This is a genomic window from Salinisphaera sp. LB1 (genome assembly GCF_003177035.1).
Taxonomy (GTDB): domain Bacteria; phylum Pseudomonadota; class Gammaproteobacteria; order Nevskiales; family Salinisphaeraceae; genus Salinisphaera.
In genome coordinates, this window is sequence record NZ_CP029488.1 from 1,922,549 (window position 1) to 1,939,522 (window position 16,974).

General features: G+C 67.1%; 20 protein-coding genes. 16 read left to right on the plus strand and 4 right to left on the minus strand.

Annotation, left to right across the window (positions count from 1 at the left end; all coding sequences use genetic code 11):
- The first annotated feature begins 19 nt into the window (after nt 1-19).
- The 3 genes from SALB1_RS08685 (at nt 20) to SALB1_RS08695 (ending at nt 3,963) form a co-directional block, all read left to right on the plus strand.
- Nucleotides 20-1,255, plus strand: a complete 1,236-nt coding sequence (locus SALB1_RS08685; RefSeq protein ID WP_255414538.1) for a serine hydrolase — start codon at nt 20-22, stop codon at nt 1,253-1,255.
- The gene (locus tag SALB1_RS08690; RefSeq protein ID WP_109993498.1) at nt 1,252-2,487 is read left to right on the plus strand and encodes an alpha/beta hydrolase; all 1,236 of its coding nucleotides are present in this window, start codon (nt 1,252-1,254) and stop codon (nt 2,485-2,487) included. The genes SALB1_RS08685 and SALB1_RS08690 overlap by 4 nt, the downstream gene beginning before the upstream one ends.
- A 111-nt stretch (nt 2,488-2,598) precedes the next feature.
- Nucleotides 2,599-3,963: a 3-oxoacyl-ACP reductase gene (locus SALB1_RS08695; RefSeq protein WP_109995353.1), complete on the plus strand. Its 1,365-nt coding sequence runs from the start codon at nt 2,599-2,601 to the stop codon at nt 3,961-3,963.
- A gap of 92 nt (nt 3,964-4,055) precedes the next feature.
- On the opposite strand, the gene SALB1_RS08700 is transcribed toward SALB1_RS08695, so the two are convergent.
- Nucleotides 4,056-4,997 carry a LysR family transcriptional regulator gene (locus SALB1_RS08700; protein ID WP_199678742.1) on the minus strand — a complete coding sequence of 314 codons (942 nt, stop codon included), beginning with the start codon at nt 4,995-4,997 and terminating at the stop codon, nt 4,056-4,058.
- 144 nt (nt 4,998-5,141) lie between these two features.
- On the opposite strand from SALB1_RS08700, the gene SALB1_RS08705 reads away from it, so the two are divergent.
- Genes SALB1_RS08705 through SALB1_RS08715 form a run of 3 tightly spaced genes read left to right on the plus strand, consistent with a single transcriptional unit; the run spans nt 5,142 to nt 8,135 of the window.
- Nucleotides 5,142-6,449, plus strand: coding sequence for a CitMHS family transporter (locus tag SALB1_RS08705; protein WP_109993499.1), 1,308 nt, complete (start codon nt 5,142-5,144; stop codon nt 6,447-6,449).
- A gap of 22 nt (nt 6,450-6,471) precedes the next feature.
- The gene (locus SALB1_RS08710; RefSeq protein ID WP_109993500.1) at nt 6,472-7,803 is read left to right on the plus strand and encodes an acyclic terpene utilization AtuA family protein; all 1,332 of its coding nucleotides are present in this window, start codon (nt 6,472-6,474) and stop codon (nt 7,801-7,803) included.
- A complete protein-coding gene (locus SALB1_RS08715) occupies nt 7,803-8,135 on the plus strand; it encodes a hypothetical protein (protein ID WP_109993501.1) in 333 nt (110 codons plus the stop codon). Before SALB1_RS08710 ends, SALB1_RS08715 begins: the two co-directional genes overlap by 1 nt.
- A gap of 84 nt (nt 8,136-8,219) precedes the next feature.
- Here SALB1_RS08715 and SALB1_RS08720 read toward each other — a convergent pair whose 3' ends face one another.
- The 3 genes from SALB1_RS08720 to SALB1_RS08730 are packed head-to-tail and all read right to left on the minus strand — an operon-like array spanning nt 8,220 to nt 10,390.
- Nucleotides 8,220-9,083, minus strand: coding sequence for an alpha/beta hydrolase (locus tag SALB1_RS08720; protein ID WP_109993502.1), 864 nt, complete (start codon nt 9,081-9,083; stop codon nt 8,220-8,222).
- Nucleotides 9,076-9,522 (minus strand): DUF3429 domain-containing protein, encoded by a 447-nt coding sequence (locus tag SALB1_RS08725; RefSeq protein ID WP_109993503.1) that lies wholly within the window; start codon nt 9,520-9,522, stop codon nt 9,076-9,078. The genes SALB1_RS08720 and SALB1_RS08725 overlap by 8 nt, the downstream gene beginning before the upstream one ends.
- A gap of 19 nt (nt 9,523-9,541) precedes the next feature.
- Nucleotides 9,542-10,390, minus strand: a complete 849-nt coding sequence (locus SALB1_RS08730; RefSeq protein WP_109993504.1) for a uroporphyrinogen-III synthase — start codon at nt 10,388-10,390, stop codon at nt 9,542-9,544.
- A gap of 158 nt (nt 10,391-10,548) precedes the next feature.
- On the opposite strand from SALB1_RS08730, the gene SALB1_RS08735 reads away from it, so the two are divergent.
- The 10 genes from SALB1_RS08735 to flhC all read left to right on the plus strand — a co-directional run bounded on the left by SALB1_RS08735 (nt 10,549) and on the right by flhC (nt 16,870).
- The gene (locus SALB1_RS08735; protein ID WP_109993505.1) at nt 10,549-10,923 is read left to right on the plus strand and encodes a hypothetical protein; all 375 of its coding nucleotides are present in this window, start codon (nt 10,549-10,551) and stop codon (nt 10,921-10,923) included.
- Between the two features lie 6 nt (nt 10,924-10,929).
- Complete coding sequence (locus SALB1_RS08740) at nt 10,930-11,355, plus strand: hypothetical protein (protein ID WP_109993506.1); 426 nt, start codon at nt 10,930-10,932, stop codon at nt 11,353-11,355.
- Between the two features lie 46 nt (nt 11,356-11,401).
- Nucleotides 11,402-11,800 carry a hypothetical protein gene (locus SALB1_RS08745; RefSeq protein ID WP_109993507.1) on the plus strand — a complete coding sequence of 133 codons (399 nt, stop codon included), beginning with the start codon at nt 11,402-11,404 and terminating at the stop codon, nt 11,798-11,800.
- Nucleotides 11,801-11,917: 117 nt separating this feature from the next.
- Nucleotides 11,918-13,363: a flagellar filament capping protein FliD gene (gene fliD / locus SALB1_RS08750; protein ID WP_109995355.1), complete on the plus strand. Its 1,446-nt coding sequence runs from the start codon at nt 11,918-11,920 to the stop codon at nt 13,361-13,363.
- A gap of 38 nt (nt 13,364-13,401) precedes the next feature.
- A complete protein-coding gene (fliS, locus tag SALB1_RS08755; protein WP_109993508.1) occupies nt 13,402-13,782 on the plus strand; it encodes a flagellar export chaperone FliS in 381 nt (126 codons plus the stop codon).
- A 10-nt stretch (nt 13,783-13,792) separates the two neighbouring features.
- A complete protein-coding gene (locus tag SALB1_RS08760; RefSeq protein ID WP_109993509.1) occupies nt 13,793-14,155 on the plus strand; it encodes a flagellar protein FliT in 363 nt (120 codons plus the stop codon).
- Nucleotides 14,156-14,167: 12 nt separating this feature from the next.
- Nucleotides 14,168-15,193, plus strand: coding sequence for a flagellar hook-length control protein FliK (locus SALB1_RS08765; protein ID WP_109993510.1), 1,026 nt, complete (start codon nt 14,168-14,170; stop codon nt 15,191-15,193).
- Nucleotides 15,190-15,504, plus strand: a complete 315-nt coding sequence (locus SALB1_RS08770) for an EscU/YscU/HrcU family type III secretion system export apparatus switch protein (RefSeq protein WP_109993511.1) — start codon at nt 15,190-15,192, stop codon at nt 15,502-15,504. The genes SALB1_RS08765 and SALB1_RS08770 overlap by 4 nt, the downstream gene beginning before the upstream one ends.
- 242 nt (nt 15,505-15,746) lie before the next feature.
- Nucleotides 15,747-16,256: a flagellar transcriptional regulator FlhD gene (gene flhD / locus SALB1_RS08775; protein ID WP_109993512.1), complete on the plus strand. Its 510-nt coding sequence runs from the start codon at nt 15,747-15,749 to the stop codon at nt 16,254-16,256.
- Nucleotides 16,257-16,315: 59 nt separating this feature from the next.
- Nucleotides 16,316-16,870, plus strand: coding sequence for a flagellar transcriptional regulator FlhC (gene flhC / locus SALB1_RS08780; protein ID WP_109993513.1), 555 nt, complete (start codon nt 16,316-16,318; stop codon nt 16,868-16,870).
- Nucleotides 16,871-16,974: the final 104 nt, after the last annotated feature.

A 16,974-nucleotide genomic window follows, 5' to 3' on the forward strand; every position in this document is an offset into this window, starting at 1 on the left:
GTTACCTGGTACTCGCCGGATGGCCCTGGCGGGTGATCCGGCCGATCTCGTCCGTATCGACCGGATGGCCGAAGTCGCACCGGCCGAGGCCGGCCTGAGCGAGTCAGCCGTGGAGTCGATCGCCGCGGCCATGCTTGGCGATATGTTCGCCACCCGGATCTATCCGGCGGTTATTTTCTGTCTGCGCCGACACGGGCGGATCGTGCTCAATCGCTCGATCGGCTATGCGCGGGGGCTGGGGCCCGAGCGCCCGCTGGCGCCGGATGCGCGCATCGCCCAGCCGGATACCCCGGTGTGCCTGTTCTCGGCCAGCAAGGCCGTGATCGCCCTGCTGACGCACAAACTGGCCGAAGAGGGCGGCATCGATCTGGACCGGCCGGTGGCGCATTATCTGCCGGCCTTTGCCGCGCAGGGCAAGTCGCGTACCACGATTGCCCAGGTGCTTGCCCATCAGGGCGGTTTCCCGCGCTTTGCCGCCGACGATCGCGGCCCTGAGGTGCTCACGGACTGGAACGCGTGCATCGAGCGCATCTGCGCGACGCCGGCCGAGGCCGGCGGGCGGCGGCTGGCATACCACGCCTTTACCGGCGGCTTCATTCTCGGCGAGATCATCCGCCGCGTGACCGATGCCCCGGTCACCGATTATCTCGATGCCAAGCTGCGCAAGCCGCTCGGCATGCGCTACTTTACCTACGGTCTGGATGGCCGTTCGCGTTCGCGCGTGGCCGAGAACCATGTTGCGGGTCAGCCCGTGCGCTGGCCGGTATCGCGCTGGGCCGAGGAGGCGCTGTCGCTGCCGTTCGAGGACGTGGTGGATGTCTCCAATCGCGATTTCTTCATGGACGCGGTCATTCCGTCGGGCAACCTGTATGCAACCGCCGAGGAGTTGTCGCGCTTCTATCAGATGCTGCTGGATGGCGGCGTCTACCAGGGCCAGCGCCTGTTCGAGGCTGCCACGCTGGCTCGTGCCATCCGGCCGGCGTCGAACCCGACACTGGATCGCACGCTGAAAATTCCCATGCGCTACAGCGAAGGGCTCATGCTCGGCATGAACCCGCTCGGCCTGTATGGCCCGATGTGCGGTTCGGCTTATGGCCATCTCGGTTTCATGAACATTCTCGGCTGGGCCGATCCGGCGCGTGGCCTATCGGCAGCCCTGATGACTACGGGCAAGGCGATTCTCGGCGGGCATCTGGTCACCTTCATGCGCAGTCTGGGCGTGCTCAATCATCATTGCGGCGGGTTGCGGGCATGAATAGGCCGCGCCACACCACCACGGGATACGGCGTCTGGCTGCGCGGGGGTGTGGCCGCGGCGGCCGATGTCTATGTCGGCACCGTGGATCTGGTCGAGAATGTGCATCGCACGATCGCCGACACCGGTGCCGCCGTGAACCCGGTGGCATGGCCCGAGCGCGCGATCAGCGGCATCGCCTATGCCGGCGTGCGCGGCATCGGTCGCGCCAGCTTCGCCACCGCGCGCGGCCTCGCCGGCTTGACGCGAGGCGTCATGCCGGACGATACCGACACCGGCGGCGCGCTGTTGGCCCTGCGTAGCGCGCTTAACGGCGCGGTGGGCGATCATCTGGCCGCGCGTGGCAACGAATTGGCGCTGCCGATGGCTTTTGTCGACGCGACCGGGCGGACGCTTGCCAACGACGACCCGCGCGGTCTCGGCGAGATGGCGAATCGCCGCCGGCTCGTGCTGCTGGTGCACGGGCTTGGCATGAACGATCGCCAATGGCGCCACGGCGCGAATCCGGATTTCGGTGAGCGCCTGGCCGCCGACCATGGCTATGCGGCGCTTCGGCTGCGCTACAACTCCGGCCGCGATATCGCCCGCAACGGCGCCGAATTGGCCGCGCGCCTCGAACGCCTGGTCGCGGTCTGGCCCGCGCCGCTCGAGCGCCTGACCGCCGTCGGCCACAGCATGGGCGGTCTGGTGTTGCGCGCAGCACTCGAAGCCGGGCGCGCCGCAGGCCATCGCTGGCCTGACCTGCTGGCCGATTTGATCTGTCTGGGCTCGCCGCATCGCGGCGCCCCCCTCGAGCGGCTTGGCGAATCGCTCAACCGCGGTCTGACGTGGTCGCGCTATACGCGTGCTTTTCATGCCATCGGCGATGTCCGCAGCGCCGGGGTCAAGAATCTGCGTCATGGCCTGCCGCCGGCAAGCCGCTCGCAGGCCGGCCCGCCCGGCTGCTTCCTGGTCGCGGCCTCGCTCGGGCGTTCCGACGAAGACCCGGTCGGCCGCGTGCTCGGCGATCTGCTGGTGCCGGTCGACAGTGCCTTCGATCATCCGCGCGCGCTGCGGAAGGCGGACGTCGAAGGCTGCGTGTTCTACGGCATGACGCATTTCGCGCTGATTCATCATGCGGATGTGTATGTGGCCATCCGGGAATGGCTGGCGCCGCGGCTGGGCGAGCCCGGGCGCCGCCGTACCAACCCACCAGGAAATGACAATGTCCGATATGGAAAAACGCTTCGATGAAGCGCTATTGCGCTGGGTTAGGCGCGATTTGAGGACTACATTGGAGAGCCGGCCGGGCCAAGATCAATCGTGGCGCGGCCGGCCCGAACGGAACGACAGGACGATTTCTCGATGAGCGACTATCTGGTCAACGCAGCCTCGAAGCCGACGCTGCGCAAGTTCATGGCGGCGCTGGGTATTCCGACGCCAGTGGCGTTGGCGCGCGCCGAGGGCGCATATCAGGCGCGATTCCTCGACGGCCAGCGCGTGCTGTTCGGTGCCGCGCCCGACGCGAGTGCCCGTGAGACGGTGCGTGCCGTGCTCGCCGGTACCGGCGCACGCGTCGATACCGGCGACAAGCCGCAGCCCGGCGAGCAAGACGTGTATGACGCGCAGGTCTTCGATGCCACGAACATGAGCGGCGCCGCCGATTTGAAGGCGCTGTACGCATTCTTTCATCCGGTCGCCCGCAAGCTGACCCAAAACGCGCGCGTGGTGGTACTCACCGGTCGCCCCGAGTCGATGGGAACGGTCGCGGCGGCCGCGGCGGCGCGCGCGGTGGAAGGCTTCACGCGCTCGTTCGCCAAGGAGATCGGCAAGTTCGGCTCCACGGTGAACCTGTTGTACGTGGAACCCGGCGCCGAACCGCGCATCGCGACGCCGCTGCGGTTCTTCCTTTCGGATCACAGCGCCTTCGTGGATGGTCAGGCGCTGACCGTCAGTGCCGGCGGCATCGTGCCCGCCGAGCCGCCGCAAACCCAGGCGCTGGCCGGCAAGACGGCGCTGGTCACCGGCGGCGCCCGCGGCATCGGTGCGGCCACGGCGGCCCGGCTGGCCGCCGAAGGCGCCCACGTGGTGTGTCTGGATATTCCGCAGGACAAGGATACGCTGGAGCAAACGGTGGCCGAGTTCGGCGGCACCGCGCTGGCTCTCGACATCACCGACGACAACGCGCCGCGCCAGATCGCCGATTTCTTCAAGGAAAAATTCGACGGTGTGGACATCGTCATCCACAACGCCGGTGTGACCCGCGACAAGACGCTGGCCAACATGCCCGAGCACTACTGGGACATGGTGCTGGCGATTAATCTGCAGGCGATCCTCGCGGTCGACGCCGTGCTCATGGACGAGAAGATCATGAACGAACACGGCCGCGTGGTCTGCCTGTGCTCGATCGGCGGCATCGCCGGCAACCGCGGCCAGACCAACTACGGCGCGACCAAGGCCGGTCTGATCGGCTTCGTCGAGCGCCGGGCCGATGCCCAGCGCGAGCGCGGGGTGACCGTCAACGCGGTCGCCCCCGGCTTCATCGAAACCCGCATGACCGCCGAAATGCCGTTCGGCGTGCGCGAGGCCGGCCGCCGGCTCGCCTCGCTCGGTCAGGGCGGCACGCCCGGTGACGTGGCCGAAGCCATCACCTTCCTGTGTACCCCCGGCGCCGGCGGCGTGTCGGGCAACGTGCTGCGGGTGTGTGGGCAGAGCCTGATCGGCGCCTGAGCGCGTAACGGCTCACATGCCCGCGGGGCCGCCGGGGCTGGCCGCGGGCAGCAATGGCGCGGGCTGGCGTCTGGGCGGTGTGATTGCGGTGCTCAAATGACCGGCCGTTCCAGCGCTTCGCCGCAGGCGGGCGTGTGTTCGCGCAGCAGGGCCATGAAGGCATCCAGCGCCGGGCTCTGCTGCAATGGCCGGCGCCACAACAACCCCAGATCGCGGGCGGCGCCGTCGATGCGCCAGTTGCTGATCTCCGTGCCCAGGTTGAAGACTTCGATGCAGCAGGCGGGCAGCAGGGTATAGCCGAGCTGTTCGCGCACCATCGCGATGGCGCTGCTCATGCGCGAGACTTCCCAGGCCGGTGTCGCGGCGATGCCGGCGTCGCTCAGCGCGCGATCGGCCAGCGGGCGGATACTGGTATCCGCAGTGAGTGCGATGTAGGGCCGCTTGCGAACCGCCTGGCGCCAGTCGCGCGCACGCGCCACGCCGGCAGTGGGCGTGACCGCGATCAACTGGTCCTGCCAGAGCCGGGTGAATCCCAGGGTCTGGTCGTCCCGCGGGCGCGAGCTCAGCGCAATATCGACCTCGCCGGCGGCCACCCCGCGCTGGATGCTGCCGGCCAGCCCGTCCCGGATGTCGAGATCGATCTCGGGATGGCGCGACGAAAACACGCGCGCGATCCGCGGCAGATGTGACGAGGCGATCGAGGGCAGAGCGGCGACCCGAACCAGGCCACGGCGGAGATGGGCCATATCGCGGGCGTCTGCCAGCGCCTGTTCCATGCCTTCCAGAATATGCCGGGCGTGATCGAGGAAATGGCGCCCGGCCAGGGTCAGGGTCACGCAGCGTGTATCGCGGGCAAACAGCGAAAGCCCGAGCAGGCTTTCGAGTTTTCGGATCGAGGCCGACAGGGCGGGCTGGGACAGGTGCAACTGCTCGGCCGCCCGCGTGAAGCTGCCGCATTCGGCAACGGCGACGAAGGCCCGGAGCTGGCGGAACGCGAACATCGGCTCGCCCATAAACGGTTTGGATGGGCTCATAAAATAAAGCAGCTGGTCAGGCGCCGCGTACTCCACCATGGTCACACAAGCCCGTAGCCGGCCATTCCCGCGCGAATCGCGATGGCCTCACCACAATAAACACGGGCCCGGCCCGCGAAGGGCCGCACGGAGGAGATTGCCAAAATGCTTGCACTGCTGGGTCTGCTGACCATTCTCGTGTTGCTCTACACCATCATGAGCCGGAAGTTGTCGGCGATGGTGGCGTTGATTGCCGTGCCCGTCGCCGCGGCGCTGATCGGCGGCTTCGGGCTACAGACCGGCGCATTCGCGCTCGCCGGCATCAAGAACATCGCGCCGGTGGTCGGCATGTTCGTGTTCGCGATCCTGTTCTTCGGCATCGTCAAGGACGCCGGGCTGCTCGACCCGATCATCGACCGAATCCTGCGTGTGGTCGGCCTCAAGCCGTCGCGCATCGTGCTCGGCTCGGCCGTGCTCGCGGCGATGGTGCATCTGGACGGCTCCGGGGCGGTGACGTTTCTGGTGACCATTCCGCCGATGCTGCGGCTCTACGAACGGCTCGACATGGACAAGCGCATCCTTGCCTGCGTGGTCGCCGCCTCCGCGGGCGTGGCCAATGCGCTGCCCTGGGGCGGGCCGACGTTGCGGGCCGCGGCCTCGCTCAACCTGCCGATCTCGGAGATTTATCTGCCGATCATCCCGGCACAGGTGGTCGGCCTGCTGGCGGTGTTCGCGATCGCCTGGTGGTTCGGCAAGAAGGAGGAACGGCGGCTGGGGCTGACCGGGGCCGCGGCGGCCGGTGGCGGCGAATTCCACACCCACGATCTCAGCGAAGACGAGCGCGCCCTGCGCCGGCCGCGGCGCTTCTGGATCAATGCCGTGCTGGTGGTGCTGGTGCTCGGCAGCATGATCGCCGGCGTGCTGCCGCCAGTGCTCTGTTTCATGCTCGGTACCGTGGTCGCGCTGGTGGTCAATTACCCGAGCGTGGCCGAACAGCGCGCCCGCGTGGACGCCCACGCCCGCGCCGCTCTGATGATGGCCAGTATCCTGCTCGCGGCCGGCGTGTTCACCGGCATCATGGGCCAAAGCGGCATGCTCAAGGCCATGGCGGATTTCGTGGCCGGCCACGTACCGGCCGGGACGGCGCATCACTTTCCCTTCATTCTCGGTATTCTGGCGATGCCGCTGAGTCTGTTGTTCGACCCGGACTCGTTCTATTTCGGCGTACTGCCGGTCCTGGCCAATGCCGGGGCGAGCCTCGGCGTGCCCAAGGTCGAGATGGCCCAGGCGGCGCTCATGGGCCAGATGACGACCGGGTTTCCGGTCAGTCCGCTCACGCCGGCTACGTTCCTGCTGGTCGGCCTGGTCGGTATCGAACTGGCCGATCACCAACGCTTTACCATTCCCGTATTGTTCGGCATTTCCGTGCTGATGACGCTGACCTGCGTGGTCACCGGCGTGTTCGGCATCTGATGCGCGCATCGCAGAGCCCATCATGACCTCGATTCGTATCGGTTCCGGCGCCGGTTATTCCGGCGACCGTATCGATCCCGCGGTGGAACTCGCCGAGCACGGCGATATCCGCTATCTCGGCTTCGAATGCCTGGCCGAGCGCACCATCGCGCTGGCCCAACTCGCGCGCCTGACCGATCCCGACGCCGGCTACGACCCGTTGCTCGACGCGCGCTTCCGGGCCGTGTTGCCCGTCTGCCATCGGCGCGGCATCACCGTGATTACCAACATGGGCGCGGCCAACCCGGCGGCCGCCGCGCGCCGCACCCGCGAGATTGCCCGTGAACTGGGCCTGTCCGGGCTCAAGATCGCCTACATCGCCGGCGACGACGTCCTGGCTCGCGTTCGGGACGATGAATTCGAACTGATGGAAACCGGCGCCCCGGCATCGAGCCTGGGCGATCGCATCATTTCGGCCAACGCCTATCTCGGCATGGCGCCGATCATCGAAGCGCTCCGGGCCGAAGCGGATGTGATCATCACTGGGCGCGTGGCCGATCCGGCACTGTTTGCCGCGCCGATCGTGCACGAATTCGGTTGGCCGACCGACGACTGGCGGCGCATGGGCCAGGCGACCGTCGTCGGCCATCTGCTCGAGTGCGCGGGCCAGATCACGGGCGGCTATTTCGCGGATCCCGGCTACAAGGACGTCGCCGGACTGGCCCGGCTGGGTTATCCGCTGGCCGAGGTCGACGCCGACGGCTCGGCGGTGATCACCAAGGTCGCCGGCTCCGGCGGCTGCGTGACCCCGGCAACGTGCAGCGAGCAGTTGCTCTACGAGATCCACGATCCGGCCCGTTACCTGACGCCGGATGTGATCGCCGATTTCTCGCAGGTCCGTCTCGAACCGGACGGGCCCGACCGGGTTCGGGTGGTCGGTGCCGGCGGGCGGGCCCGGCCCGAGAGGCTCAAGGTCTCGATCGGGTACCGCGACGGCTTCATCGGCGAGGGGCAGATTTCCTACGGTGGCGCCGGCGCGGTCGAGCGCGGTCGGCTGGCGCTGGATATCGTGCGCGAACGGTTGGCGCTGACCGGCGTGGCCTGCGACGAGATCCGTGCGGAACTCATCGGCCTGAATGCCCTGTTCGAAGGACAAGCGGACCAATATCCCCCCGAGGTGCGCGCACGTGTCGCGGGCCGGACAGCCTCGGCGCAAGCCGCGGCCTGTATCGGCAACGAGATCGAGGCGCTCTACACCAACGGCCCGGCGGGTGGCGGCGGATCGCAAAAGTCTGTGCGCGAAGTCATTGCGGTGGCCTCGACGCTACTCGCGCGCAGCGCCGTATCACCGGCTGTGCATTGCCTGGAGGTCTGATGAAGGTGCGCGAACTGGCCCATGCCCGAACGGGTGACAAGGGCAATATTTCCAATATCTCGGTGATCGCCTTCGACGCGGCCGGCTATGCGCGCCTGCACGCGCAGTTGACGGTCGAGCGCCTGGCGCGGCATTTCGCGTCGCTGGCGCCGGAACGGGTCGAGCGCTACGACCTGCCCACGATCCGGGCATTCAATTTCGTGCTGCACGGCGTGCTGGCCGGCGGGGTCACCCGCTCGCTGGCCCTCGATGCGCACGGCAAGTGCCTGGGCTCCTATATGCTGGAACTCGAGCTGCCCGATGACTGGGCTGGTTCCGGCTGCGGCAGATAAAACAAGCGATTGACGGCAATGTCCGGCCGCACGCGACCGTGTTTCGCCGTGCCGGATGGTCCGGACCCTGCGGCTCGCCCTTCATCACCCGCCATGTTCGGTAAGCCAGGCCGCGATCCGGGGCCAGATCTCGCCCCGGGCCGGTTTGGCCACGACGATGCCCGGGTGATCGTAATCGACCTCGAAGCCGTGCCGGCGGCCAGCGACTTGAAACGTCTTGTCGGGGCTCGCCATCGGTTCGATGAAGCGACGGCAGCCGGCGCTCGGATCGACCCGGTCGGCCGCGCCGCTCATGGCCAGGACCGGGGCGTGAATGCGCGCCAGTTCGGCGTCGAACCCGGCGCCGTGCCGGCGCTCGACCCAGTCGCAGGCATCGAATACGGCGGCGGCGGGTTCGTCTACCGGGCCGAGGCCGGCGGCGCGGGCCGGCAGATGGCCGAGTATGCGGGCGATGGTCTTCGTCGCCAGATTGCCCGGCCGGTCGAGCATTCGTTTGCCAATGTGGTACTGGCTGGCGAGCAGCACCAGGCCGCCGACGGTCTCGGCCGGCAGCCGGGTGGCGATCGCCCGGGCGGCCAGCACGCCGCCGAAGGAATGCCCGACCCAGAACGCCGGGCGGTCGTGGGTGCGGGCGATACGGCGCGCGACTACCGGCAGATCGTGGGTCAGATGCTCGACCAGCCCGCAACGCCGGGTACAGTGTGGCGAATCGGATAGCCCGCGCCGCTGGACCATCGTGACCGGATGGCCGGTCCGGGCGAGATAGGCGGCCAGACCCACCTCGCGCGCCGATAGCCAGAAGCGGCGATCGGTGAACATGCCGTGGACCAGTACCACGGGCGCGCCGTGGCGTTCGGCGGCGGCATCCACACGCAGGATGCGAAACATGCCGCCGTCGTCGCCGTCGATATCCTCGACGGCAAGCGCGAGTGGCCGGACGTCAGCCACGCAGCACGCGCCAGCCGATCGCCACCATGCAGGCGGCCACGATCAGCGTGATGAGACGGCGAAGCTGCAAGAAGCCACGTCCCTGCCAGCCTTGGCGGGCGCCGTTTTCATCCGCCAGCCAGGCGATCACAAGCGCCGCCAGTAGCATGAAGAACGGCCACGGCTGGCTGATCAGCAGGGCCGGCCAGGCGATCAGCGCGGGCACCACCGCCATCACCATGTCCTGTGCCGGTGCCTGCTTGGCGGCCAGCATGCGGCCCCATTGCACGCCGCCGGTGAACGACACGATAGTCGCGAGATACGCCAGCAGCCAGTGCAATGCCGGGGCGGCCTGCCCGCCGTCATGGGCGAAGGCGTAATACACGCCGGCAGCGAAGGGCAGGACCGCGAGCGCGGTCAGCGCCGTGGCCAATGACAGGGCGGATACGGAACGCGCCATGGATACTCCTGGGTCGTATTTACGCGGTTGGTGTGCGGCGCTGTGCGAAATAGGCTTCGAGCCGGCGCACCAGCGGTTTCATGAAATAGTTGGATTCGGGCATCAGATCGACGGCGACGCCATGCGCGGTTAGCGTCTCGGCGACCAGCGGGCCGACCGCGGCGACGCCGCAGCGCGCGAGTGCCGCGGCCAGTTCGGTCTCCCGCATGTCGCGCCTGGCCACCTTGAACAGGCGCCGGACCTGCGGCGAGCTGGTGAAGGCCACGGCGTCGAGCTCGCCGGCCACGATGGCCGCGATGAATGTTGCCACCGCGGCGTTGTCGGCCTGGTCGGCATAGACATAGGGCGCCACGGGTAAGGCGATGGCGTCGTGCGCGGCCAGGGCCTGCATCAGCGGCATGTTCGGGTCGGTGCCGTAGCGTTGGACGCCGACGCGGTGGCCGGCGAGATCCTGATCGGACAACGTATCGATCACCCCGGCCGTGGTGGGCGCGGTGGCGGGCAGATCCACAGCGATGCCATCGGCCTTGAGTTCGCGCACTGGCTTGGGCCCGCGGGTGATGGTGCGCGCCGCGGCCAGCGCCTGCCAGAAGCGCTGGCGGCGCGCCGGGCGATCATCGGCGGTAAACGCGCGCAGCCGGCGGACGCCTTCGCCGGTCAGCCAGATCATGTCGTCCAGCCCGTGCTCGATCACATCGTCGATCCAGGCCCGGATCGGCGCCGGGTCGGGCGCGTCGCGGATATCGACCAGCGGACAGCGCATGATCGTTGCGCCGCGGCGCTCGAGCATATCGGCGAACAGATCGAGCTGGCGCGATTCGGGAACGCCGATACGGCGCCCGGACAGTGCATCCGCTGGGTCGGCCATGCGTGATTCCTCAACAGACTCTGTGGTCGAGTTTAGGCCCTGTCGCCGTTTGATACGACAGCGGGGCGGGCGGGCGCAACCGGCGCGGCCCCGGTGTTGCGACTTTACGGGGCGCGACGCACACTGACAGCGTGCATTGACAAGGTCGGGTGAAGAACATGTTCTGGCTTTTCGCCCTGGTGCTCGCCACGTTGGGCGTTGTGGGTTTCATGGCCATGCGGCTCGAGCGGATCCGGCAACGGGTGGCGGCACTCGAGGCCGAGATCGCGCGGCTGGGCCGCGATCTGGAGATCGAGGATCGCGAATTCGACAGCCTCATGGCCGAGATCGGCGGCAGCCGCATCGTGATCGAGCTGACCGCGCCGATGGCCCTGGCGCGCGAACGCTCGCGCTGGGCAGGCGCGCTCGCCGGCGTCGCGCCGCGTCTGATCCGGCGGCGTGTCTACGCCGAGGCCGCCGCCCAGGTGAAACAGGTCCTCGACGAGCGGGCAGTGGCGGCCGAGGTCAGCGTGTTTCATCCGAGCGGCGCCTGAACGGCCATGATTGTCCTCGTCCTTGTTCTACTGCTCGGGCTTGCGGTTGTGCTGTCGGCCCTGGCCTGGCGCAGCGGACAGGTTGAGCGGCGTCTTGATCGGGCCGAGTCCGGCCTGCGGCGTCTGCGCGGGTTGCATGGGGAGGCGCTGGCACTCGAAGCCGCGCGCGGGCGTTTCCGGCGGCGTCAGCGTGAGGTGGAGCGCGCGGTCGAGACCGGCGCGCACGGCGTGGAAAGCGCACATCGCTCGCTCGCCGGCCGGCTGGGCTGGCCCGCGGGCGAGGGCATCTACCGGCGGCTGCGCGGGCTGAATCGAACGGTCGGACGCGGGGTTTCCGGGCTGTTTGCGCCGTCCACCACTGCGCGGCGCCGCGAATCGATGGCGCGCTGGCGTGCGCGGCGCAAGGACACGCCCGACCGGGACGATAATTGAACACCCCGGTTTCAAGTCTGCGGCGAATCAGTCGATAGGTGCGGTGATGGATGGAAAGCATGCAAAGTGTCGCTGGCTGCCTCGCCTGGTCTGCGGACTGGCACTGGCAGCGTGGGCGTTGACCGCCAGCGCCGGCGAGTCGTCGCCGCCGCGCCACGCCGGTCGCGACCTGCGGCATGGGCCGGCCTCGGGTGGTCCGGCCCGCGGGGCCCCGTATTTGCCCTACTATCCGCAGATCGGGATCGATGTCCGGCCGGAGCTCGAGCACTGGCCGAGCAATTATCGGCCCGATGGCTATCGCCTGCCGGGCTACGACGGCAGGCCCGCCGGGCATCACGTCTGCCGCGGCGCGCACGGCACCACCCTGTCCAGCGCGGGCACCCGGTGTCCGCCCGGGCAAAAGCCGGAAACCGGGGGGCGCCATTTGTCCTCGGACGGTTCCTGAGCCAGGCTCCGGAACATGGTTTCCTCGCCCTAAAGTTCGACCCCGGGGCGCCGATACAGCCAACAACACGTGGATGGTGCCGGCAGTATCGCCGATGCCGACAAGGAGTCGCTGACCATGTCCTCAAGTTCTTATACTCCGACGCTTTCCTCGCTGGGCGTAGGTTCGGGCCTCAATCTGAGCTCCCTGCTGGACGGTCTCAAGTCCTCCGAGCAGACCCGTCTGCAACCGCTGCAAACGCGGGAGGCCAGCTATAAGTCGCAGCTGTCGGCGTACGGCACGCTGACGAGTGCGGTCAAGAATCTTCAGGGCGCGGCCGACAAGCTCAACGACCCGAGTCTTTATAATTCGACCAAGGTCGATGTGGCCGGCAGCGCGGTCACGGCCAGCAGCAGTACGAGCGCAGTGCCCGGCAGTTACAATGTGTCGGTCTCGCAGTTGGCCCAGGCGCAGTCGCTGGTGGCGTCGCCGGTCGCCGACAAGACCGCCAACATCGGCGCCGGCGGTACGATTTCCATCACCACCGGCAGCAACAGCCCGGTCAAGATCGATCTTGCGAACGGCAAGAGTTCGCTGGCGGATATCCGCGATGCCATCAATAACGCCAATGCCGGCGTTTCCGCTTCGATCATCAACGATGGCAGCGCCACGCCGTATCGTTTGGTGCTGTCGTCCGACGCCAGCGGTACGGCCAACCAGATCACGGTCTCGGCCACGGATGCGAGCGGGGCGAGCGGCACGCCATTGGCGAATCTGCTCAGCTATAACAGCAGCAACTCGACCGGCAACGTCATGACGCAAACGGTCGCGGCACAGGACGCCAAGTTATCGGTTAACGGTATTGCCATCAGCCGTAGCAGCAACACGGTGAATGACGCTATTCAGGGCGTGACGCTCAACCTCAACGCGACCACGACCAGTCCCGATCAGGTCACCACCACGCGCGACAACAACACCATCAAGGGCGCAATCAAGAATTTCGTGTCGGCCTACAACAGCTACCAGGGCAAGGTCAGCTCGCTGACCGCCTTCAACGGATCGAGTCCGTCGAACAATGGTGTGTTGCTGGGTGATTCCACCGTCCGGTCGGTGGAGTCGCAGGTCAACAAGGTGCTCAATACGCCGGTAAGCGGTGGTAGCCTGTCGACGCTCAGCGATCTCGGCATTTCGCTGCAGACCGACGGCACGCTCAAGATCGATAACGAGAACAAGCTCGACACGGCCCTTGCCAGCGACCCGCACGGCGTGGCCCAGCTGTTCTCGGGCGATCCGAGCAAGACGGCGACGACCGACGGGGTGGCCGGCATGCTCTCCACTGCGATCGGCAACATGACCGATAAAAATGGCCTGCTCAGCAGTGCCAGCAAGGGCGTACAGAACAGCATCGACGACGTGAAAAAAAGCATGACTGACATGCAGAAGACCATCGATGCGACGGTCGCGCGTTATCAACAACAGTTCGTCCAGCTCGATTCGCTGATGTCGAGCCTGAATTCTACTAAATCTTATCTGACCACCCAGTTGTCCCAGCTCAACCCGTCGTCTTCGTCATCGAAGGGCTGATCTGAGCGGCTGCTACCGACCCGCAAGAGTGGCTGTCCATGAATACGCAAAAATCCGCGCAGGCGTACGCCAACGTCGGCCTGACCAGTGGCGCGATGAGCGCGTCGCCGCATCAGTTGATCGTGATGCTGTTCGACGGTGCCCAGGCTGCGCTGCGCAAGGCCGGGTTCGCGCTGGCCGCCGGCGATGTGCCGGCGCGCGGCCTGGCATTGTCCAGGGCGATCGATATCATCGAACGGGGGCTGCGCGACGCGCTCGACATGGAGCGCGGCGGGGAGCTGGCCGAACGGCTCGACGCACTTTACGACTACATGATTCGCCGCTTGATGCAGGCTAATCTCCGGGGTGACGGGGAGGCGATCGCCGAGGTCGAGCGCCTGCTGGACGATATCGCCTCCGCCTGGAAGCAGATCGGCTGAGGATCATGATATGGCGCAGCGAGTGACCACGGGAGTGGGCCATGACGGCGATATCCTTGATCGCTATGAGATGATTCGCGACTACAGCCGGATGATGCAGCACTATGCGCGCGCCGGCGACTGGGATCGCCTTCTCGAACTTCAGGCCGCCTACGTCGGGGCCATGGAAGCGTTGGCAGACGCCGAGCACAAGGTGACGCTCTCGGCCGGCGCCAATGACCGGAAAATCGATCTGATCGGCGAGATCCGTATTGCCGAGGCCGAGGTCCGCGAATGCCTGGATCGTCGTATGTCCGAGCTTAGCCGGGATATGGCCGATTCGCGGCAACGCTGGAACGCGGCGCGCGCCTACGAGACGCAGGGGCGGGCATAGCCGGGCCGTCACTTGGGCACCATCACGCCGATTCTGGATACCCTGCTGCCCCAGGTGTCGGGGCGGGCCGGGGATGTGGCCCGCATCGGCGCGCGTGCGGCGCATGGTCCGCTATCGGCCCTGCGCCCGGTCAGTGGCGACATGTCGCCGCTGGCGCCACGGGGCGCCATAGCCTATCCGGGACGCGACAGCAGTGCCGCCTCGGTGCGCGGCGCGTCCGCCCCGCGCGCCCGCAGTCATGCCCCCGACGCTGAAAAGCCCAGTGCACGCGATATCGCCCGCGCGATCGCCAGCGGTGGCGGTCGTCAACCGTCTGCACAACTGCATCTGTCGCGTGGCGGCGGCGCGCTCGCGCGATTGCTGGGCGAGGTGACGATCGGCCACGAGCCGTTGCCGGTCACGCGGGCGCAACCGCTGGCGGCCGGTGCGCCAAGACCTTCGGATCTGGCCGCCCTGCTGGCCCAGCAGGTCACGAGTAGCGGCCTGTTCTACGAGTCGCATCTTGCTGCCTGGGTGCGGGGGCGGTTTCCCCGGGCACGCCTGGAGGCGGAGTCCCAGGCGCGGCCGGGGGCAGGCTCGAGCCAGCAGAGCACGACCGCGCAGGCCGATCCCCAAGGCGCGCCGGCCCCCGAAAGCCCGCAAGCCAACGCGAACGCGGCGTCGATCGATCCACGGCTGGCCACGCTGGTTCGTCAGCAAATCGAACTACTGGCCGGGGGGGTGTTTCAATGGCAGGGCGAGGCTTGGGCCGGGGCACCCATGCGATGGTCGATCGAGCCGGAGTCCGACGGCCCGGCGGCGGGTGAGCCGGAGGGTAGCTTGCCCGTCACTACGGCGCTGTCGCTGGATCTGCCCGGGCTCGGCGCCGTCGAGGCAAGATTGCAGGTGGCGGGGGATCATATCAGCGTGGCGGCCTGGGCCGAGGATGGCGCCGGGCGCCGGCTGATGGCCGCCGATATGGCGAGGTTGCGCCGGCGTCTGCGCCAGGCCGGATTCGGCGCCCCATCCGTTCGCCTCGTAACCGAGCCGGGCGCATGAGCCGAGAGCGCTCAGGCCCTCCGGCGGACGATGGCGATGAGCGCCGGCACGCCGTGGCGCTGCGTTACGACAGCCACGAGGCGGCCCCGCGGGTGGTCGCCAAGGGCTATGGGGACATCGCGGATGCCATCATTGTCCGTGCCCGCGAGCATGGCCTGCAGGTGCACGCCGAGCCCGATCTCGTTCGCCTTTTGGCGCAGGTCGATCTGGATGCGCATATCCCGCCATCGCTGTATGTCGCAGTCGCGGAACTGCTGGCATGGGTGTACGAACTGGAACAAGCGGCGCTCGCGAACAGTACGGCAGGCTAATCGTAAAAAAGCATTTCTTGTCGAATTTTCTGACGAACGGTTTTGACCTTGCTTTGTTGTTTGCCATAACTTGATTATGCGTGAACGGGGTATGCTTTCGCTGTCGCTCTCGTACGCGCAAAGTGAACGGCGCGTAACCTTCCTGACACAGACATCGGTTATCCCGTCACACTTAAAGGGGGGGGGCTTGCCTACCTGTCGATTGCGATAGGGGGGAGCAATGCCGAAGCACGAGGTGCCAATTGCAAACCGATCATCTGCTCGACGATATCCGCGAAGTCAATCTGTCCTACCTGTTGCTCATGCAGCGCTTGATCAACACGGATCGCGAAGCCGCCATGTTTCGTCTCAAGATCGACGACGAAATGGCGGATCTGCTCAGTCGCATACCCGTGTCGGAGCTGGCGCGCCTGGCCCGTTGCAATCAGCTGCTCTGTCATTTCTCACTGCATGATGCCGACCAGTTGCATTCGCTCATCCGGGCCACCGGCGACGACAGCATGCGCCAGGTGCACGCCGCGATCCTGCTCGGCAGCAACGAGCGCCGCGCCGCCAACGATCGGCGACAGGGCGAGCGGCGCCAGGGCGAGCGGCGTAGTCACGATCAAGGGCCGCCGGGCGGCGTCGAGCGGCGCCAGGACGAGCGCCGTGCCGAAGCCGGGGGGCGTCGCCAGGCTCCGCGGCGCGCCGCGGATCGCAACGACGACGGCGAGACGTCACAGGAAACGCGGAAGGCCGACGGCCAGGGTTGATCGGGCCGGCCCGTGGTCGGGCCCGTCCGTGTTTGGTGCAAGTCCCGGGGGGGGACCACATGACCGAAAAAAGCGTCATCGACGAGGGACGCCAGATCAGTCTCGCGATCGAGATGATCAAACTGGGTGCGCGGCTGCAGGTGCTGCAGACCGAAACCGATATCAGCCGGCGCCGGTTGATCAATCTGTACAAGGAGATTCACGGCGAATCGCCGCCCAAGGGCATGCTGCCGTTCTCGACCGACTGGTACGTGACCTGGTTGCCGAACATTCATTCGTCGCTGTTCTACAACATCTATTTGTCGCTGTCGGGCCATCCCGACCGCGACCGGATGCAGTCCGTCGTAAGCGCATATCGGCTGTATCTGGATCAGGTGCCGCTTGGCGACGACGGCAAGCCGGTGCTCGGCCTGACCCGGGCCTGGATGCTGGTGCGTTTCTTCGAAAGCGACATGATGAGGTTGTCGACCTGCCAGCGTTGCCACGGTAGTTTCGTCAATCATGCGCTCAGTCTCGATCAGGATTTTGTCTGCGGGATCTGCCAGCCGCCGTCCCGGGCCGGCAAGACACGCAAGAAGGCGCGCAGTAAAGCGGCGGCCCGACTGATGCACTAGCTGGGTAAACCCGCCGGCTTGTTTCGGGGCGAGGCCGAGGATGCAGGCAGCGTCGCGGTCCCGGCTACCGGGGCGCATTGCGGCGGCGGGTGGAATCGTCCATG